This is a genomic window from Candidatus Thiodiazotropha sp. AKAK3, from assembly GCF_058244645.1.
Genome location: NZ_JBSYOQ010000020.1, coordinates 23,195 through 43,862 on the forward strand (window position 1 = coordinate 23,195; position 20,668 = coordinate 43,862).

General features: G+C 49.8%; 13 protein-coding genes. 9 read left to right on the top strand and 4 right to left on the bottom strand.

Features of this window, described 5'->3' with window-relative positions; all coding sequences use genetic code 11:
* Positions 1–43: 43 nt before the first annotated feature.
* On the top strand, positions 44–1,024 hold the full coding sequence (locus tag AC4IE7_RS03035) for a quinone oxidoreductase family protein (protein ID WP_490775328.1): 981 nt from the start codon (positions 44–46) through the stop codon (positions 1,022–1,024).
* Between the two features lie 92 nt (positions 1,025–1,116).
* Here AC4IE7_RS03035 and AC4IE7_RS03040 read toward each other — a convergent pair whose 3' ends face one another.
* A complete protein-coding gene (locus AC4IE7_RS03040) occupies positions 1,117–2,529 on the bottom strand; it encodes an RCC1 domain-containing protein (RefSeq protein WP_490775329.1) in 1,413 nt (470 codons plus the stop codon).
* A gap of 415 nt (positions 2,530–2,944) precedes the next feature.
* A complete protein-coding gene (locus AC4IE7_RS03045) occupies positions 2,945–4,573 on the bottom strand; it encodes a methyl-accepting chemotaxis protein (protein WP_490775330.1) in 1,629 nt (542 codons plus the stop codon).
* Between the two features lie 572 nt (positions 4,574–5,145).
* On the opposite strand from AC4IE7_RS03045, the gene AC4IE7_RS03050 reads away from it, so the two are divergent.
* The 6 genes from AC4IE7_RS03050 to AC4IE7_RS03075 all read left to right on the top strand — a co-directional run bounded on the left by AC4IE7_RS03050 (position 5,146) and on the right by AC4IE7_RS03075 (position 16,349).
* Positions 5,146–6,912 (top strand): SulP family inorganic anion transporter, encoded by a 1,767-nt coding sequence (locus AC4IE7_RS03050; protein ID WP_490775331.1) that lies wholly within the window; start codon positions 5,146–5,148, stop codon positions 6,910–6,912.
* A 63-nt stretch (positions 6,913–6,975) separates the two neighbouring features.
* Positions 6,976–8,436: a complex I subunit 4 family protein gene (locus AC4IE7_RS03055; RefSeq protein ID WP_490775332.1), complete on the top strand. Its 1,461-nt coding sequence runs from the start codon at positions 6,976–6,978 to the stop codon at positions 8,434–8,436.
* A gap of 8 nt (positions 8,437–8,444) precedes the next feature.
* Complete coding sequence (locus AC4IE7_RS03060) at positions 8,445–11,762, top strand: DUF2309 domain-containing protein (protein ID WP_490775333.1); 3,318 nt, start codon at positions 8,445–8,447, stop codon at positions 11,760–11,762.
* Complete coding sequence (locus AC4IE7_RS03065; protein ID WP_490775334.1) at positions 11,755–13,308, top strand: proton-conducting transporter transmembrane domain-containing protein; 1,554 nt, start codon at positions 11,755–11,757, stop codon at positions 13,306–13,308. Before AC4IE7_RS03060 ends, AC4IE7_RS03065 begins: the two co-directional genes overlap by 8 nt.
* 11 nt (positions 13,309–13,319) lie before the next feature.
* Positions 13,320–14,834: a complex I subunit 4 family protein gene (locus AC4IE7_RS03070; RefSeq protein WP_490775335.1), complete on the top strand. Its 1,515-nt coding sequence runs from the start codon at positions 13,320–13,322 to the stop codon at positions 14,832–14,834.
* A 12-nt stretch (positions 14,835–14,846) separates the two neighbouring features.
* Positions 14,847–16,349, top strand: a complete 1,503-nt coding sequence (locus AC4IE7_RS03075; protein ID WP_490775336.1) for a complex I subunit 4 family protein — start codon at positions 14,847–14,849, stop codon at positions 16,347–16,349.
* Positions 16,350–16,430: 81 nt separating this feature from the next.
* On the opposite strand, the gene AC4IE7_RS03080 is transcribed toward AC4IE7_RS03075, so the two are convergent.
* Together AC4IE7_RS03080 and AC4IE7_RS03085 are read right to left on the bottom strand one after the other, a co-directional pair.
* A complete protein-coding gene (locus tag AC4IE7_RS03080) occupies positions 16,431–16,778 on the bottom strand; it encodes a PilZ domain-containing protein (protein ID WP_490775337.1) in 348 nt (115 codons plus the stop codon).
* A 794-nt stretch (positions 16,779–17,572) separates the two neighbouring features.
* Positions 17,573–18,088, bottom strand: a complete 516-nt coding sequence (locus AC4IE7_RS03085) for a hypothetical protein (RefSeq protein WP_490775338.1) — start codon at positions 18,086–18,088, stop codon at positions 17,573–17,575.
* A 247-nt stretch (positions 18,089–18,335) separates the two neighbouring features.
* Here AC4IE7_RS03085 and AC4IE7_RS03090 point away from each other — a divergent pair, with 247 nt between their 5' ends.
* On the top strand, positions 18,336–19,319 hold the full coding sequence (locus AC4IE7_RS03090) for a phosphotransferase (protein ID WP_490775339.1): 984 nt from the start codon (positions 18,336–18,338) through the stop codon (positions 19,317–19,319).
* Positions 19,316–20,227: a 3'(2'),5'-bisphosphate nucleotidase CysQ family protein gene (locus tag AC4IE7_RS03095; RefSeq protein ID WP_490775340.1), complete on the top strand. Its 912-nt coding sequence runs from the start codon at positions 19,316–19,318 to the stop codon at positions 20,225–20,227. The genes AC4IE7_RS03090 and AC4IE7_RS03095 overlap by 4 nt, the downstream gene beginning before the upstream one ends.
* The last annotated feature ends 441 nt before the right edge of the window (positions 20,228–20,668 follow it).

Sequence of the window (20,668 nt, forward strand, 5' to 3'; positions counted from 1 at the left end):
CCTTTCTGGCCATTTCTTAACCTGAAATTGCACGAGATAGCAGATGAAGCACAAAGCAATACGCATCCATAAATATGGTGGCCCGGAGCAGATGCGCTGGGAACAGATTGAACTTGCCCTTCCTGGGCCGGGTGAAGTTCAAATTTGTCAACATTCGGTGGGCCTGAACTACATCGATGTCTATCACCGCACCGGGATCTATCCCACGCCTGAACTACCCTGCACCCTGGGAATGGAGGGTGCAGGGGTTGTCGAGGCCGTCGCTGAGGATGTCAGTGACCTTAAACCTGGTGATCGAGTAGCTTACGCCTCACCACCCCTCGGTGCTTATGCCGAAGTGCGTAACATCCCAGCCGGACGATTAGTCAGGTTGCCTGATGAGATAGACTTTGAACAGGCAGCTGCGATGATGCTGCAAGGCATGACTGCCGAATACCTGTTGCAGCGTACCTATCCAGTTCAGGCCGGTGAAACTCTACTCTTTCATGCTGCTGCAGGTGGCGTTGGCCTGATCTTTTGTCAGTGGGCGAAACACCTGGGGGCAACAGTCATTGGCACTGTGGGTAACGAGGAGAAAGCCGAACTCGCACGTGCTCATGGCTGTGATCACACAATCCTCTATCGTCATGAAGATGTAGCTTCAAGGGTCAAGGAGATTACAGACGGTCGTGGTGTGCCGGTGGTATACGATGGCATCGGTAAAGATACCTGGGAGACCTCCCTGAACTCCCTCTCCATGAGAGGCATGATGGTCAGCTTTGGTAACGCCTCGGGTAAGGTTCCGCCTGTGGAGCTTGGTTCACTCACTGCACATGGCTCGCTCTATCTGACCCGCCCAACGCTGATGAATTATACTGCCGATACCCAGGATTTACGCGACAGCGCATCGGCCCTGTTTGGATTAGTGCAGTCCGGAGCAATCCGTATTGAAGTCAATCAGCGCTACCCGCTGGCAGAAGCGGCCCAGGCACATCGGGCATTGGAAGCGAGAGAGACAACCGGTTCGACCATCCTCACGGTTTGATACAGAAGTTGATCTTTTCTCTTACATCATGATCGATGGAATAAGCTAGAAAGAGATGAGTTAACTCCGCAGCATAGCTGCGGAGTTAACGATCAGTAGGAAGTTAAATGAGTAACATCCAACAATAGATTTGAATCAGGCACTACAGTCAAAATAACATTCAGTAGACTGTCCAACCCTAACGTGACATCAATGGCAACCAGGCAAGATATGTCTGCATCGCCATTGGCATAGTTAACCGTACAATCCCGCATCGATTGTGTTGCCACAGGATTCGTAATGACTGAATCTACTGAGAACTGAAGGCCACTATTCGGTTGCAGGGAGAGTTCCACATCGAGGATATTTTCCCCACCAAGTGAAACGCATGGCAGGCGTAATTTTCCATTCATGAAATAAGTGGGTCTGCATGCGCTGGGAATTTGTGACTCCATTACAGGCCCAACATTCAGCAGACCGATATCATCAGAATCCGGAATTGCTGATACTGTTGAGCCATCATACTGCAACACATCACCATCACTATCCATCACCAGGCCACCTAATTCATCGCCTGTCGAGACCTGTACAGCAGTGGTGAACCCTAAAACCTGCTCAGGAGTGGATGCATAATCTTTCAAATAGTCTTTCCAGCGGCCCCATGTCCACACAGTGCCATCAGAAAGCACCGCTGCACTCTGTCGGTTACCGGCTGAAATATCGTATACGCCGGTCAGCTCCAATACCTGTCTGGCACTTACACTATCTTCAAAGGTGCCGTCACCCAGTTGACCATAATCGTTGTCACCCCAGGCCCACAAAGTGCCGTCAGCGCGCAGAGCTAGTGCATGATTGTATCCACCATCAATCTGCACGATGTCGACCAGGCCTTCAATTTGAGTCAGTTCATCGACCATTACAGAACGTCCCAAACTATCATCAAATACCGAAACCTCTTCCCAGGTCCAGACCGTACCATCATTCAACAACACATAAGGATTGTTTAGAGATGCAGCGACAGCAACCGCATTGGTAACACCCTCGATCTGTCTCGGCTCATCATCATTGTATATACTGTTTAGCGCATATTCCCACAGGGTACCATCAGAACGTACCGCGGCCATAGGCCATGGCCCGGCAGCCACATCCACAATGTCAGTGAAACCACTAACCTGATAGGGCATATACTGAGTCATTCGTCCGAGTACGTTACCCCAAATCCACACAGTACCATCCGCTAATGCCGCAGCTGTCCAGGAGTAGAAATCACCAACAGACAGATCGACAATATTTGCAATATCGAGAGCCTGAACTGGTATAACACTGTCAGTGGCTAAATTGTTACCCAACTCCCCACGACTATTCTCACCCCAACTCCAGACGGTACCATCTGATGCAAGTACAGCAACACCAACTGTCCTGCCACCCTCCAGAAGGGGCTTGCCAGCATGTGCATAGCTGGAAACAAGAAGTAACAAGACCATGGTGAAATTGGATATAATTTTATCCCAGGATGTAAGATTCACTGAATACCCCTAAACATATTCGTCCAGAAAAGTTCAAAACATATAGCGTTACAACTAACAGAAACTTAACATTGTTTAGTGATAATTACAGATCTATTACGCCCTCAGAGTGTTAATTGCTTCATAAAAAGTTGAGGGCACACTTTTTAATTCTTCTAACAGCACACTCATCTCTTTAAAATTGACTACTGAACTTCACCAGCTATGCAGATTAGCCGTAATATGCCTGCAGATGGTTAGAGGTAGAGTCTGCTCTGATGATCAGAGCGCAATACTATTAACCCTGTGCAGAGTGGGGCCCGGCCCAACCATAAGGCATTAGAAATTCACTAGTTTCGGATAATTACCAACCACCACTATCTGAATTGAACAGGCCAAATCAATTTTGTGGGACAACAGTGATTCAAAACTGATATCAGTCCACTTTAAACCGCCCAACCAACTGAGATATCTGTGTGGAAATCCCATGAAGTTCCAATCCTGTTGCTTCCGTCTGTGCAGTTGAAGTTTTGTTCTGTTGGGATAACTCACCAACACTGGCTGTATTTTTTTCTATCTCTAAAGAGACCGCCTCTTGCTCTTCCGCAGCGCTGGCAATCTCAACATTCATATCCCTGATATTGTGCACAACCTCTGTTATCTCTTTCAAAGCAATGCCTGCCTGAGATGCCTGATTGAGTGTTTCCATTGCATCATCGCGTCGCTCCTCCATCTTTGAGGCAGTTTTACGTGCCCCCTCTTGCAATCGCTCGATGATCTCATTGATCTCACGAGTGGAGGTCTGGGTACGACTGGCTAACGTTCTCACCTCATCTGCAACCACTGCAAAACCGCGTCCCATTTCTCCAGCTCTGGCAGCCTCGATAGCTGCGTTCAAGGCTAACAGATTGGTCTGTTCTGCAATGCCTTTAATCACCGACACCACAACACCGACCTGGGCTGTCTCTTCTTCAAGGGCCTTCATTTCGGCACTCGCCCGGTCAACCCCTTGGGAGAGACCTTCAATCGATTGCAGCGTCTTCTCAACCACATGACTGCCATCCGCCGCTTGCCGATCAGCATTTTCAGCTGCAGCTGCCGCACTGGCAGCACTCTCTGCTACATTTTTTACAGTGGCCGTCATCTCAGTCATTGCTGTTGCCACCTGCCTCATCGCATCATCCTGATAGTCAGCGGTAGCTTTGGAAGTTTTCGCAACAGTTGCCAGTTCTGATGAAAAACTATTCATCTGATGGGAGGATTCGGCAACTTTCCGCACCAGACTTTGTGTCTCCGATGCAAATTGATTAAAGCCAGCTGAAAGTCTTTCCAACTCGACACCACCTTCCAAAGGTAGACGTTTTGTCAGATCCCCATCTCCTGCGCCAATCTCTTCCAATCTGTCTGCAACTCGGTGAATACTGAGTACAATATTGCGACTGTTCAGAAAATTGAGTAACAGACCACAGATGAGTGCCACAATACCCAGACCAGTACCGGTCATAAAAGTATTGTCTACCTCCTCTTTAACCGCCTGCTGAGTCTCAATGACACGTTCAGTCTCTGCAATAATCAGAGGTTGTAACTGCTTGCGGATACTCCCCCAGCTCTTCTGTACCTTGCTGGTAAATTGAGTCTTGGCATCTTGCAGATTGCCCGCCTCTACCTGTTTGATAACAGCCAGTGCACTCGGCACACATTGGGCCCAGAGTTCAGATATCATGCGTACTTTTTCAAGACCTGCAGAATCTCCGGCATAGAGCACTTCCGCCCCTTTCAAAGCCCGATTAAACTGCTCTGCTGCCTTGGCGGCGACCTTGGCAGGGGGAGCCAGCTCCGGCACCATAAGTTTTTTTGCTGCCGCAATAACCACCTGTGAACCCTCAGCCTGCATGGTTCTCAGTAACTCAATCCGTTTCTGATCCTGCTCGATAAAATTGGTGAAATGCTGGCTGACCCGATCAGTGCCAACAAGGGTATAGTAGAGCGCGAAAATAAAAAGTGCCGAGGCGATAGCCGTAACTGTCATCAACTTCGCACGTATAGAAAAATCAGCGCCGATCATCGCATTACTTCTCCGAGTTCTTTAATAATCATTTATCATTGTTATGTTGTATGCGATTTAACGGCAATGGGGTAGTTTTCTTAAGAAAAGATTAAGATCATCAAAACGTTACAACTCTGAGCTGAATTGAGAGAAAATTTACAATCAGGGAGGTGCAAAAAAACCCTGTTGTCGCCTCGAATTCAATATAAATGGGTTTCACACCACGGCCATCAGCACTCATTCCTTCATGTCACCAATTGAGCAGACAACCTTGTCGAGAAGAAAAAGAAACCTGGAATAACCGACCAAAATACCCTCTATTCATTAAAATAGCAGAGACCGATAATCGTAATATCACTTTCATTTTTAGCGTGATTCCATTAACCTTGATCAGCTCTAGTAGTAGTATTTCTAGACTGAAAAGGTATAACAACAGCTTACAATGCAGTACGATCGCGCATCCGTGAATAACTAAAAAGCAAGGCAATTTAGTGAAGCCAGGTACGACTTGGCTTGATCGATTGACCCGCGGTGCTGCTCATCACGCCAGATGAAGATGTAAGCGGCAATTTAGGTGGGTGAAAACAACAATGTGGGATCATGTACTGAGTCTGATGGCGGGCTGGAAGCACGCGTTTGTACCTTATCTGCAATGGATCGGCGAACTTAGAAACAAAGACACGGTACGAGCCGATATTATTGCAGGTATCACTGTCGCCCTGGTGCTGGTGCCTCAATCCATGGCCTATGCCCAACTGGCCGGACTACCTGTCTACTATGGGCTCTACGCCTCGTTTCTACCACCAATGGTTGCGGCTCTGTTCGGTTCCTCAAGACAGCTGGCTACCGGCCCTGTGGCGGTAGTGTCACTGATGACCGCTGCTGCACTCGAACCCCTCGCCACTTCAGCTGATACCTATCTGGCTTACGCCATGCTCCTGGCGCTGATGGTTGGCATATTTCAGATGTTTCTGGGCCTGTTTAAACTCGGGGTTCTGGTCGATTTTCTCTCCCATCCAGTAGTGGTTGGATTTACCAATGCCGGTGCATTGATCATCGCCACCTCACAACTGGGCAAAGTTTTTGGGGTTCATGCTGATCGATCTGAACACCACTATGAAACTGTCTGGAATACCATGCTAGCTGCCTTTGAAGGCACTCACTACCCTACCCTGCTGATCGCGTTGATTGCATTTGGCATCATGTGGGGCATAAAGCGCTTCTATCCTACACTGCCCGGGGTGTTGATCGCGGTGGTCGTCACCACCGTATTAGCCTGGTTGACCAACTTCTCTGAATCGAGTGGCAAGGTGGTAGGAACCATCCCCGATGGCCTCCCAAGCCTGGCCATTCCAACCATGGAACTGACCACCATCTGGACCCTGATCCCGACAGCCATCACCATTTCGCTGATCGGTTTCATGGAAGCGATCTCTATTGCCAAGGCGATGGCCGCACAAACCCGGCAGCGTCTCAATGCCAATCAGGAACTGATTGGCCAGGGTCTTTCCAATGTCTTCTCCGGTATGTTCTCGGGATACCCGGTATCAGGTTCCTTTTCACGCTCAGCGGTTAATATCAACGCCGGTGCAATCACCGGGTTTTCCTCAATTGTCACCGGGGCGGTGGTAGCAATCACCTTGATCTTTTTGACCCCGCTGCTGTTTCATCTGCCACAGGCCACTCTGGCGGCGGTGATCATCATGGCGGTTGTTAACCTGATCAAAGTCGGCCCGATCATCCATGCCTGGAAAGCCCAACCCCACGACGCTGTCGTGGCGGTGGTGACCTTTGTTCTGACACTGCTGTTTGCCCCCCATCTCGACAAAGGCATCATGGTCGGAGTGTTACTCTCACTTGGACTCTTTTTGTGGCGTACCATGCGTCCCCGTTTTGCTCAGTTATCCCGTTACAAAGATGGCACCATGCGGGATATCCGAGTACGCAAGCTTCAAACCAGTCCGCTGATTTCCATTGTGAGATTCGATGGCTCCCTCTACTTTGCCAGTGCCGGCTATTTTGAAACCAAAATTCTCGGCGTAGTGGCTGAAAATCCAAAGCTCAAATACATTATTCTCGATGGAGAAGGCATCAACCAGATCGATGCCACCGGCGAGGAAGTGCTGCACCATCTTTGGGAGCGACTGCAGGCTCAGGGTATCACCCTGATTGTGGCCAGGATGAAGAAGCAGTTCATGGACACTATCCGCCGTACCGGCCTGAAAGACAAAATGGGCGACACCACTTTCCACTCCCGTATTGGCCTGGCGCTCAACCATGTCTGGGATGAACTGGGTGACAGTTACGACCGCACCACCTGTCCACTGAGGTCTCCGGTCGCTGCTGATAGAAGTTGATGAGCTTGAGTTCGTCCCATGACTGGCGCAGATATCTGACGCTGAGTCAGCTGGCAGGTGCTCATGCCTAACCTCATCTATCTGATGCTGATACCATTTATTGGTGTGGTTACCCTGCTGGTAATGCCGCGAGAGCAATCGCGACTGATTCGCATAACAGCATTGATAGCCTCAGGTGCCACGATGGCGCTGGCCTGGTCCTACTTATCTGCCTTCGACCACAACCAGGCCGGTATTCAATTTATCCATCAAACTGAGTGGAATACCAGGCTTGGTACGACCTTCACCCTGGGGCTGGACGGTTTTTCATACCCCATGGTGCTGCTCGCCACGCTACTGAGTTTTGTTGCTCTGCTCGCTTCCAGCTCTATCCGCCAGAGTGTCAAAGGCTACTATATTCTGATCCTGCTTCTGGAATCAGCAATGCTCGGTGTATTTCTGGCTCAGGACTGGTCACTGTTCTATGTCTTCTGGGAACTGACCCTGATTCCGCTGTTTTTCCTGATCGACCGATGGGGTGGTCAGAACCGTCATGGTGCCGCCTTGAACTTCGTGCTCTATACGATGGGTGGATCGGTGTTCATGCTGATCAGTCTGCTGGTTTTGTTCGATTCTGCACCTGGCCACAGTTTTGCCATGGCAGACATGAGCGAAAGCAGCCGCCTGCTTCCCCAACAAACCCAGATACTGATTTTTCTGGGGTTGTTAATCGGTTTTGGCGTCAAAATGCCGATCTTCCCACTCCACGGCTGGTTACCGCTGGCTCATGTGGAGGCCCCCAGCCCGGTATCGATTCTACTTTCAGGCATCTTACTCAAGATGGGTTCCTATGGGTTGATCCGTGCAGCAGGTATGCTGCCTGAAGCGGTGATGGCACTTCAGGAAGTTCTCGCCATGCTCGCATTTATCAGTCTGATTTATGGTGGCCTGCTCGCCTGGCGACACAGTGACCTCAAAGCTATGATCGCTTACTCATCAATCAGTCACATGGGGGTTGTTCTTCTTGGCATTGCAGCCCTGAATCTTGCCGGACTGCATGGTGCATTGATGCAGATGGTGGCCCACGGCCTCGTCGCAGGATCACTGTTTCTGTTAATCGGACTGCTCTACGAAAGAACCCATACCAGAAATGTCATGGACTACAGCTCTCTGGTCAGGGTAATGCCCAGGTTTGCCTTTTTTACCACACTCGCATTCATCGCCGCAGTCTCCCTACCGGGAACAGCGGGGTTTGTAGCAGAATTGAATACCTTAATAGGCGCTTTTTCCCGTTGGGGCTGGGGGGCAGCACTACTGACCCTTGGGGTACTGCTTAGTGCAGCCTACGCTGTACGCACTATCAGTTACCTGTTTACCGGTCCAGTACGTCCAGACATGCAGGATGTCCAGGATCTAAGACCATCCGAACTGCTCGCAGCAGGTACCCTGGCAGCCTTTACCCTGCTGTTCGGTTTCCTGCCGACTCCTGTGTTGAATCTGGTTAATGCCTCAGCAACCCAGCTCTCTGAATTATTCAAATTGTGAGGGACGGTATGCAACAAGCACAAAGCCAAGATATCCGTCAGCAAATCAGAGAAGCCGTTGAGCATCTGGATCACAGCCTGCCAAGTCAGGCGCCAATACGGGATTTCGTCCACCACAATACACTACACGGATATCAACACCTCCCCTTTCCGGAAGCCTTAGCGACAGCCCGTCGACTCACCGGCGCAAGGGGCTACCTCCCACTGCAGCAGTATCAGAAGCTACTCCGTCAGGGGCGAATAAATCTCAATGACTTGAAAGCGTGTATTGAAGAAGAGACCGAGTTACAGCCAAACCAGATTCTGGCAAAGACCGGCCGCTATGAGTTGAAATGCAGTGATCTCTATCTCGCGGCATTGACCATGCCTCCGCTGAGTGTTTCAAGCTGTCAGCTCAACTGGCAGATCGAAGAGACAGATGCACTACACAAGCTCAACCCAGAGCTACCTGAAACTGCCCGTAAGCAACTTCTCAATGATGCAACCACTGAGGGCTTAACGGACGAATCAGCGAGTGTTGAAGACCTATGGGCCGCCTGTCTCTCTGTGCTGAATATCACTTATGATCCTACTCATCCTGAAGAGCTATTCGACTTGGCCCCTGAACTGGCAGAGAGCCTGCTGAATGATCTGCTTGAGGGTGCAAGCAGTAGCCAGGAATCCCCCGATAGCGTCTCTCAATTGATGCAAAACGTAGCCCATGAAAGATTGGCTGAGCAGATGGATCAACTTGGTCAGGGTAAAACAATGCGCGATCTGCTGCTCTCCCTGACGGGTCAGGATCTGCTGGAACAGATCCGACCTCAGCTGATCAGAGGATTGTCCAATTTTCTCGATCAGGGCGTATCCAGCTGGCAGCCCGATTTTGAGGCCGGTGGTTTCTACCACTTCTGGCTAAAACAGGCTGCAACTGATCCCAGCTGGCATCTCATGGGCATCGAAGCCTGGGAACAACATTTCGAACTGCTTGATAGTGATCCCCTGGAAACTATCATCAGCGAACTCTATCGCATGGGTCTTGATCGAAAGTATTGGGTGGGCTACCTGGAGAGTCTGGCACTGGAGCTGCCAGGCTGGTCAGGAATGGTGCTATGGCGACACAACCACCCGGATTATGAAGACCTCACTGCGAAAATCGATATCATCGACTACCTCGCGGTTCGCCTGGTACTGGAGAGAGTTTTTGCCCATAACCTCTGTGCCCAGCATTTCCAAATTGAATCCAGCCTCGACATGCTGCGCTGGTATTTCAGGCATCAAACCGATGAATTCACCGTCAGGGATGCGCTCTTCAACAGCCGCTTGCCAGAGTATATTGCCAGTCGCGCTCAACGGGCTCTACATGCTCCGGAACAGGAAGAAGCATTGGCCAGCTCAACCCGCTGGAAACACCTTGCCCAGCTGATCTGGACCTGGCGTTTGAGTAGCGGACAGTCCGAGACAAGCCATCACCCAACCCTCTGTGATGGTGCCTGGCCACTATTTCAGCTTGCCCAGCACCTGGGTTTATGTGGTGCCGAAGTGCGCCAACTCTCATTCGAACAGGTGCAAACAATTTTTGACACTCTGCAGCGCCTGGATGAGGATCGCCAGGGCTATCTATGGTTACGCGCCTATGAAAAACAGTATCGGGATAAAATACTCACAGCCCTGGCACAAAATCATGGGCGTGGCGCCTGGCCGGATCGTAAACAGATACCTGCTGCGCAACTGATCTTCTGTATGGATGACCGGGAGGAAGGTATCCGCCGACATCTAGAGGAGATCTATCCGGAAGTAGAAACCCTTGGGGCCGCGGCCCATTTCAATGTCCCGCATAACTGGAAAGGGCTGGATGATAAGAAGAGCAGCCCGCTCTCTCCAGTCATTCCTGCACCAGTGATACCTGTTCACCAGGTTTGTGAAGAGCCGGCAAAAGAGATGGCAGACCTGGGAACAGAACATCGGCAGCGTCACAACTTTCGCAAGCAGGGTCATCAACGGTTACTGCAGATGACCCGTCGGGGTCTATTCCTGCCGGGTTTAATCTCAGCCCTCGCAGCACCAATAACCATCCCTGTATTAATTGGTAAAATTGTCGCCCCAGGTCTGTTCGGCGAGTTGCAACAACGGTTGAGAAAAGGGTATGAAAAAGAGCCAACCACCCGTATCGATTTTGTCGCACCTAATGACAGCGCAGAAGCAACCATCGAAAACCCTCGCCAGGGTTTTACCGATGTGGAACAGGCTGATCGGGTAGAAACACTACTACGCGCCACAGGCCTTACAGGTGACTTCTCCTCGATTGTCACCATCCTCGGACATGGCTCTCTGAATCAGAACAACCCCCATACTTCGGCCTACAACTGCGGTGCCTGCTCTGGTCGATTCAGCGGTCCCAATGCCCGCCTGGTCGCTGCCATGGCCAACCGACCCGAGGTTCGTACGCTGCTCACCGAGCGAGACATTCATATTCCAGAGGGATGCTGGTTCATCGGAGCCGAACACGATACCTGCAGTGACCACATCCTCTGGTATGACCTTGATCTGGTTCCAGATAATCTGCAGCCGGAACTCGAAAAGCTTGACCAGGCAATACAACTGGCCTGCCAACGACACGCCCAGGAGCGCTGCCGCCGTTTTGCCTCTGCTTCAGATAAGCTAAGCCCACAACAGGCCTTGAAGCATGTTAACGCCCGTGCAAACGACTTCTCCCAAGCTCGTCCGGAGTTGGGCCATGCAACCAATGCCTGTGCATTTTTCGGTCGACGCAGTATCAGTCGTGGCGCATTTTTCGACCGACGCTCATTTCTCATCTCCTATGATGCCTCCCAGGATCCGGAGGGTGAAATACTGGAGCGCCACCTACTTATCAATGGTGCCGTTGGCGCCGGCATCAGCCTCGAATACTACTTCTCTACCGTTGACAATGAGCTGTATGGATCAGGCTCCAAGGTAACCCACAACGTAACCGGTTTTCTGGGTGTTATGGAGGGTGCCAGCTCTGATCTTAGAACGGGTCTTCCCCGTCAAATGATCGAGATACATGAAGCCATGCGATTGTTGGTCGTGGTCGAAGCCACAACAGATATTCTGACAATGATCTACAAACGACAACCCCCAGTGCAGGAGTTGGTGGGGAATGCCTGGGTGCAGTTGGTATCTCTGCATCCAGAGAACGGTGAAATGAATATCTTTAATCCTCAGCAGGGATGGGTGCCCTGGCAACCAGAGGATGAGAGAGCTGTTGCCAAAGTAGCACGGTCCGATGCGTGGTATCTCGGTCATTCAGGAGCCATCTCTCCCGCTCTGATTGAACCCCATGCAGAGGGGGGCGCCCATGGTTGAACAAGCTGTTTTGATAGTACCTCTCGCCTACTGGTTGGCCGCCGGCCTGATCAGTCTGGGTTATATCCTGAATAGTAATCGTGGTGAACAGGGAGAACATCAGACTGCTCATGTTGCCTTGGCTGGGGCAACAATCTCATTCCTGGCCAGCCTGTTATTAGCCGCCTTCGCCCTCTGGCAAGGCGCGCCTGGACAGATCACCTTTGGAGAGTGGTTCCAGAGTGGCGAAGTCAAGCTGTCGATCAGTTTCAGCCTCGATACACTGGGTCTTTCACTGCTTCCTGTTGTAACCCTGATTGCTCTCTTGACGCTGAAATTTTCAGTCAACTATCTACACCGTGAACCGGGCTTCCAGCGTCTGTTTATACTCCTCAGCCTCTTCTCCGGTGCCATGTCACTAATTGTTATTGCTGGTAATGCAGTACTGGCTTTCGTCGGCTGGGAGATTGCCGGAGTCACTTCATATCTGCTGATCGGCTATGCCATCGACCGAACCACTGCCACCAAGAATGCGGTGCGCGTATTTGTCACCAATCGCATTGGCGATGCAGGTTTCATCCTCGGAATCGCCCTCTCCCTCTACTGGCTTGGCAGTGTTGAATGGCCTGAGATTGCGCACCACGGCAGTGAACTGGATACCCTGGCGGCCGGTGCAGTGGTGGCAGGCTTCAGCATCGCAGCCCTGGCCAAGTCGGCCCAGTTGCCCTTCTCTCCCTGGATCTCCAGAGCCCTCGAAGGCCCAACCCCAACATCCGCTATTTTCTACGGCTCACTGATGGTACACGCCGGTGTGATACTGATGATTCGTCTCGCACCGCTACTTGAACAGGCGCCAGTAATCATGATCCTGCTGGCTCTGCTTGGATTACTTACGGTCGCCTACGGCTGGCTCTCCGGGCTGAGTCAGACCGATATCAAAAGCTCTCTGATGTTCGCCACAACCACTCAGGTCGGCTGGATGTTCTTCTGGTGTGGCATGGGTTGGTTTACCCTGGCTGCCTGGCACCTGGCACTGCATGCCATATGGCGCGCATTCCAGTTTCTTGCCTCCCCTGGATTGGTGAATCAGATAGATCAGGCAACCCCGCCCGTCCCTTCATGGCTGGCACATCACAGCTGGCTGCATCGAGCATCATTACAGCGATTCTGGCTCGATCCCCTGGCAGATGTACTACTGGTCAGGCCAACAAACTCCCTGGCACGGGATGTTCAGTTTTTCGATGAGCAGGTGGTAACCCGACTGGTTGGACTCCCTGTCTACTCCCGCAGCGTCTCTTCGCTGAGTCAATGGCAAGCGATGCAACGTGATGAGACAAACGGTACAGAGGGCGTAAATCAAGCCACGGGTGTTGCCGGGCGTATCATGGCCTGGTTGGCAGATATACTCTATTGGTTCGAGTCTCATCTGGTGCTGCGTGAAGGTGGGGCAAGTCTATGGGGAACCTTGCGTCGCATAGGAACCCAGTTGGAACGAGTTGAGCAACTGCTGGCTGAACCTCGCTATCTGTTTCTTCTGGTCATGGCGACCTTTGCGGTAATACTCTAAGGGGGCCTGGGGTGACTATAGATACCATCCACTGGTCGAACCAAATCGGCTATCCAATTCTTACCCTGCTGCAATTGCTGCCACTGGTGGCGGTTGTAGTGATGTGGGGATTGCGTCGGCATAATCTGCTGGTCCCAATAGGACTCCTGGCAGCCTCGTTGGAACTGCTGTTGGGGATAGACCTATGGCGCCACTATGACAGCAGTATCAGCAGCATGCAGTTCAGTGAAACAGCCCAGATCTTCTCCTCACTGACCTATCTCTCAGGAGTGGATGGACTATCCGTCGTCTTTATTCTTCTAACCGGGTTGTTGACCCTGTTGGTGATCCTCTACGGTACAGTTCGAGAACTCAAACCATTCAGCCATCTCTACATGAGCATCTTTGCCGTACAGGCCTGTCTGATGGGCATGTTCGTCACCCTCAATCTGCTGATGTTCGTACTGCTCTCTGCCATACAGATCGGTGTCGTCGGTTTTCTGCTCTGGCGCTGGGGCAACTCCCCGGACAAAGACATGGCGATGCGGCGTTTTTTCCAATTCATGTCGATCAGTATCCTGCTTCTGGTGACGGGCACCCTGCTGTTGGGATGGAACTACGCAGACAGTCATCAGGGGGTTTGGGCCTTCGATCTGATTCAACTGGCCCAGGCACCGGTTTCAGAGACCTTCAGATCAGTCGCCTTTTTCCTTTTGTTCTATGGTCTTGCCATCCGCACCCCCCTGTTTCCTCTGCATGGCTGGCTACCCCTGGTGGCCGAGCATGGCAATGTCGCAGTAGCTCCAACCCTGCTGCTTGGTCTAAAAATCGGCATCTATGGACTATTGCGGTTTGTGCTGCCACTACTGCCAACAGCAGTCATCGAATGGCACAGCTATGTGGTTGCATTCGCCCTCTGCGGTATTTTCTATGCGGCTTTTCTCGCCATGATGCAGGATAATCTGCGCCGTCTGCTGGCCTATGCCGTAATCTCACACACCGGCATCCTGATCCTTGGGGTGTTCAGTCTTGAGCACGCTGCATTTATGGGGAGCGTTATCCTCTCAGTGACCTTTGGACTGGCTCTTGCGGCCCTGGTCTTCACCACCGGACTGCTCTATCGCCGAACCCAAACCACACTGCTGAAAAACCTGGGCGGTCTGTTCGATACCCTGCCCTTTTTAGGTATCACATTTCTCATTGGCGGTCTGGCCATCATCGGCATGCCAGGCACCCCCGGCTTCGATGCAGTGCATCTGATTCTCGAATCTGCAATTCATGAATTTGGCGCCCTGGTAACAATCGCTTCAGCACTGGGAAATGTTGTCGCTGCCGGCTTTTTGTTGTGGGCCTTTCAAAGGGCATTTCTTGCCCCACGCCCCAGTGGCGTGCGCCCCTTTCAGATAATATCGGTGTCCAAGTCTGAAGTCTTTGTGGTCAGCGCATTGGTGCTTGTACTGCTAAGTGCAGGATTCTATATCGAGCCATGGCTGAAGCTCATTGACCAACCATTGTCGGCACTCAGTGCCCTCTACTCATCCCATTGAGATGCATCCACTATGGGCCGAATTGAAACACTCATGAACCTGCCGCTGCTCTCCACGCTACTGCTATTACCCCTGGTCGGTGTCATAGCCATATGGTTATTGCCTTGGGTAAAACCAAGAGTAACGGCACTGGTAACTTTGAGCCTGGCTCTGATACCCGCACTCTCGGCGCTACTACTTCTGGATACACAAAGCAGCAATTTTCAGTTCGTTGAGCAATACCCCTGGATACCAGCTGTGGATGCCCATTTCAGATTTGGCATCGATGGCATCTCAGCACCCTTTCTGCCACTGACGATTATTCTGTTTATTGCTGTAACCCTGGCATCCTGGAATCGCATTCAAAACCTGACGCCGGTCTACTTCAGCCTGCTGCTGCTATTTGCCACGGCCACACTCGGTGTCTTTATGAGTATCGACACCCTGGCTTTTTTTCTCTTTTGGGAACTCACCCTCGCGCCGCTCTACTTTCTTATCAGCTTGTGGGGCATTGGTCCCCATCGCCGCTATGCAGCTACCAAATACACCCTGTTCATGTTGGCTGGTGGCATACCACTGCTGTTGGCATTCACTGTATTGGCGATCAATCACGCAGAGATCATGGGGGCAACACCACCCGCCGGGCTCTCATTTGACTACCTGACCCTGATCGACACCCCACTACCCATGGGTTTGGAAACTGTTGTATTTCTCTTTCTATTGTTCGGTTTTGCAGTCAAAACACCCCTCTTCCCACTCCACACCTGGCTACCGATTGTTGCACTCGAAGGGCCGGTTCCTATCGCAGCACTGCTGGTGGGTTTAAAACTTGGCGCTTACGGATTGATTCGCTTTGCAATCCCCCTGGCACCGACAGCGGCACAGGAACTCCACTGGTTACTCGCCGGACTCGGTGTAATCGGAATTCTTTATGGTGCCTTGGCGGCACTGAATCAAACCAACCTGCGACGCATGCTCGCCTACTCCTCCATGAGCCATGTCGGTTTAGTGGTACTGGGCTTAGCCGCTTTTAATCAACAAGGCCTGCAAGGGGCAGTTTTCCAACTCTACAATTTTGTAATTATCGCCGGCGGACTCTTTCTGTTGACCGGCTATCTACATCATCGATTAGGATCAACCGATCTGATCCACCTGGGGGGCGCAGCTCAATCCATGCCCCTGCTTGCCGCCTTCTTCATGTTCCTTGGACTCGCCTCACTCGGCATACCGGGCACCAGTGGATTCCCTGCAGAGTTGCTGATACTGATCAGCGCACTGAACACCCACACAGGCGCCGGACTGGCAGCACTCTTCGGAATGATTATCGGTGCAGGCTATCTGCTGAACAGCTATCGAAAATGTTTTTATGGGCCACTCACCGACAACCAGGTTCGCACAGCCCAAGACCTGCGACCCCGTGAGCTTATTACCATGATGGTGTTTTCACTCCTGGTGTTGATCTTTGGATTATTTCCAGGGCAGGTATTGGAAGTAACAAAGGTTACTGCGGAAGCTTGGTTATCCAGACTTCAGTGATGTTATTGAAAACCATGCTGTCCATTCCACAGAAATAGGCTTGAAGCAGAATACTCAGTGTTTGCTTGAACAAACCTCAAATTAATCAGATCTAATATCTGATTCTACGAGTGCCCTTTGCAGGGGTATATCCAACTCACTGAGGAGTTTGAAATAGGCTCGGGTTGTATCCCTGCTCATACCATAAAACATGATTCCAGTTGTTTCTTTGGAGTTGTGAACTACAAAACCACTTATTAGATATTTCTCACCTTGAATCAGTATTCTCAGTAAAACTACTCCATTCAGTCCCAAAGATAGGCTATCGCTTTGAAGCTTCATCCCTCCAAGACTGATATCTTTAGTTGTCATTCTTCCAATATGATTGTCTTTTTTGAAGACATCAACATCCAGGGACACTTTCATGCGTGGATAGTAGCGATGTTCCACTGTTTGCTCCTGGCGATCGTTATGGTCATTCTATCTAGACCCTAGTGGATTGATTTTGTTTTATTCATAGATATTTTCGATAAAACCTTATGCAAATAAATAATGGCTTTCGCATACCCCCATTGCTTTATTACTAAAATCTATATCAATCATCAGATATTCTGATACTTGTTCCAATTCTTCTCTTCGGCTGATCACTAAACAGATACTTTAGTAACTTTAAGTATGGCTAATATTCATGACACCAATGTCCAATTAAGGTTACAGCCGACTGACCAAGATCAACTATCCATCACTTTTTTCCTATTTATCAGTGTTATATTGTTTGTAATATAACTACCTGACTGGAGCATAAGAGACTTGCACTCATAGGGAGTAGATCTATTGCAGTTAGGTATTGACAGAAAAGTAAAGTTGAGCGCGAAGGATACACTCCTCTCTCCTAGTTGCGGGAGAATGGCTTGAGGAAGGGGGGGACGTTCATCAACACCATCATCCGCATCAAATATCGGAACAATAAGGATTGATGGATTTTACCTGTTACGTTTCAATACTTAATACGAGGGAAATAAACATCGCTTTAAAAGCGCGAGAACCTATTAACTCTTTTTTCTATGGAAGTAGTTGCAGCCCCTCATCCTGTGCGGCTAATGCTTTTTATCTCAAACCTCACTCGATATTGAGAATTAAACAAAATTAATTCGTTAACAAGATAGTGATCTAAGTTAATGGCATAGCTGTAAGTTACTTTGAGAAAAAACTCTCTAATAGATCGTACACCATCAATCTCTCAATCACAGAATATCGAACCAATGTTTGAGCTTTTCCTTATCGCTCAAAGGAAACCAGATACGACGCTGCTGGCCACTGCCATCACCATGTATCGCTGTTAATGTATAGTAGACAACAACACCTTCACCACTATGGCCATACTGGCGCATTGCATACATATCTTCTGGTAAATCCCGGTAGGCTGAGGAAATCACTTTATCGATACTATCCGTTGGTATCGCTGTAGCAGCTGTTCCGTGGGTTCCCCTTACCCACAGCGTAGCGTTGGTAGCATGATGTCGATCTGTTTCAATCCATATCCGATAACCATAACTCAGATAGATCACACCGTAGGTAATTATGAATAGCGTCAGAAACACCCATACATGAATCACTCTGTCATCGTTTTTGATCCCCGCTGCATCAAGAAGGCCTGAGAGTAAAACCATGTCAAAGAGCGCTGCAAAGAGCAGAGCAATCACTAAACAGAACTGGTGTGAAGACTTTACATGGCAGGAATAGTCAATTCGCTTAAACAAAGAGTGATTCTCCATAGAGTTTACAGATTACGACAATTAGCCTACGGGAAATATAATTCAGAGTCATCACATGCAATAATTTTATCCTATAGCCAGTAGGGCCTGCTACTGAACAGGTTCATGTTGATAGACAGTTTTCTGTTGCTGTAATCGAATAGAATTTCCTACCACAGACAAATCCTGCTAGATTATGAGTAATTACACCATACCCCTCTCTCCCCAGTAGCGAAGATGTTTGACCTAATCAATGGATTCACATATACGAGATATTATCCTTAGTACCACTGGCGCCAGCGATCTTTTTCCTGGAGGAACAATTCAATCTCTATGGAGTGGATATGGCAGCCTTGATCGCTATGGACTGATCGGCTCAGAACTCAATAGCGTAGTAGTGAAGCATGTTCGTATGCCTGATCAGAGTAACCATCCGCGCGGTTGGAATACTGACCTTTCTCATAAACGTAAGCAACACTCCTATGAAGTTGAGACCAATTGGTATGAACATTGGGCAACAGAGTGTGACGACCATTGCCGCATCCCCCACTGCCTGGCTATAGAACACCATGATGATGAGGTGCTGATGGTACTGGAGGATCTGGACAGCAGCGGTTTCCCATTGAGAAAAGACAGTGTCAGTAAACAAGAGATGCTGACTTGTCTGAACTGGCTGGCCCATTTCCATGCCACTTTTATGGGGCGCAAACCGCAAGGACTGTGGAAGATTGGTAGCTATTGGCATTTAGATACCCGACCGGATGAGTTGGCGGCGATGGAAGATAATGAACTGAAACTGGCCGCCTCAATGCTTGATGCAACATTAAATAAGGCACCATTCCAAACCCTTGTACATGGCGATGCCAAGTTAGCCAACTTCTGTTTTTCTGATACAGGAAGCAAAATTGCTGCAGTGGACTTTCAATATGTCGGTGGTGGTTGCGGCATGAAAGATATCGCCTACTTTATCAGTAGTTGCCTTGATGAAACGACATGTGAAGAATTGGAATCAACACTGCTCGACAGCTACTTCAACGCATTAAAACAAGCCCTGGCAATTCACCAGCCTGAAATCGACGGCTCAGAGGTTGAAGAGGCCTGGCGTCCTCTCTACAGTGTTGCCTGGACTGATTTCTATCGTTTCCTGAAGGGCTGGAGTCCTGGACACTGGAAAATCCATAGCTACAGCGAACGCCTTGCCCACGAAGTGATCAAACAACTACAAATCAGCCAATGAGTTTCAGCAGAGAACAACTTCAAAATCTTACCAAACAGGCAATAGATGCAGCGCGAACAGCAGGTGAATTGATCGCAGAGCATCGCAATCAGGCTATAACTATTGGCCAAAAAGCAATAGGTACCAGTCAGGCTTCACAGATCATCACCGATGTAGATCATAAAGCACAAGCGGTTATTCTTGAGCGCCTTCTCCCCAGCCTGAAAGAGTATGATCTTGCCTTGCTTACCGAGGAAGCTCCTGATGATGGAAGAAGGCATAACAAGCCCGCTTTCTGGTGCATTGACCCGATGGATGGCACTTTGGCTTTTGCCAACAACAAACCAGGCTTTTCTGTCTCGATCTCATTGGTGGCTCGAAATGGCTCACCACTGATCGGTGTTGTATATGACCCTGTAGAGAAAACAACCTACCATGCTCTGCATAACCAAGGCGCTTTCAAGAACAATCACCCCATCACGCCTCCCCAACTCGACACGAACCGGCCACTCACACTACGCACAGACTATAGCTTTCAATCAGACACCCGCTTACAGCAGACCCAATCAGGGCTGGAGACAATAGCTGATAGAATCGGTGTTGAAGGCGCTGAAATTGAGTTTCACATAGGCGCAGTATCAAACGCCTGCTCTGTTCTTGAAGAGCCAAATACCTGCTACTTTAAATACCCTCGTCCCGACGCAAGTGGTGGCAGTTTATGGGACTATGCTGCAACTGCATCTATCTGCCAAGAAGCAGGCGCTGTGGCCAGCGATATATTTGGCAACCCTATGGATCTCAACAGAGTGGACAGCACTTTCATGAATCACCGAGGCCTTCTATTCGCTGGACACAAAATGCTCGCAAAAGAGATCATTGCATTAAATGAGCGCCTCAACCACGACTATAATAAAAGCTCGCAAGAATAATTTCTTGGTATCTTTGAACAACAGATACCGAGCCCCCTTAGAAATAGATATTCAATATAGTTGATAAGCGATACCCGTTAAAAGACAGGCTCTATCTACACTAAATTATTTAACTACCAGACAGGCTGAAATATTATGGCCCGGCTGTTGCGGCATACGCCCACTACTCTCCGCAACTAATTCATCTGTTGTAGGGTGCGGCCCTGCCGCACCATGCCAAACTTTAACGAAAACAGCTGGCGATCGGGTTAACAGAGTTCATTCTATTCAGACTAATGTGAGATCAAGCAGTGTAAAGAGGGTTTATGTGGAATCGACACCCTTATGGTGCGGCAGGGCCGCACCCTACATCGCATGTCTTATTAAACTGCAGTGAAACACTAATTGTTTAGGAGTTGGCATTGAGATCTACAGAATCACCGAATTGTACTTCTTTTAACC

What these genes read in the sequence shown, in the direction of transcription:
- AC4IE7_RS03055 (WP_490775332.1), top strand. Translation starts at nt 6,976, where the DNA reads ATGCCTAACCTCATCTATCTGATGCTGATACCATTTATTGGTGTGGTT.
- AC4IE7_RS03050 (WP_490775331.1), top strand. Translation starts at nt 5,146, where the DNA reads ATGTGGGATCATGTACTGAGTCTGATGGCGGGCTGGAAGCACGCGTTT.
- AC4IE7_RS03060 (WP_490775333.1), top strand. Translation starts at nt 8,445, where the DNA reads ATGCAACAAGCACAAAGCCAAGATATCCGTCAGCAAATCAGAGAAGCC.
- AC4IE7_RS03035 (WP_490775328.1), top strand. Translation starts at nt 44, where the DNA reads ATGAAGCACAAAGCAATACGCATCCATAAATATGGTGGCCCGGAGCAG.
- AC4IE7_RS03095 (WP_490775340.1), top strand. Translation starts at nt 19,316, where the DNA reads ATGAGTTTCAGCAGAGAACAACTTCAAAATCTTACCAAACAGGCAATA.
- AC4IE7_RS03045 (WP_490775330.1), bottom strand. Translation starts at nt 4,573, where the DNA reads ATGATCGGCGCTGATTTTTCTATACGTGCGAAGTTGATGACAGTTACG.
- AC4IE7_RS03065 (WP_490775334.1), top strand. Translation starts at nt 11,755, where the DNA reads ATGGTTGAACAAGCTGTTTTGATAGTACCTCTCGCCTACTGGTTGGCC.
- AC4IE7_RS03075 (WP_490775336.1), top strand. Translation starts at nt 14,847, where the DNA reads ATGGGCCGAATTGAAACACTCATGAACCTGCCGCTGCTCTCCACGCTA.
- AC4IE7_RS03090 (WP_490775339.1), top strand. Translation starts at nt 18,336, where the DNA reads ATGGATTCACATATACGAGATATTATCCTTAGTACCACTGGCGCCAGC.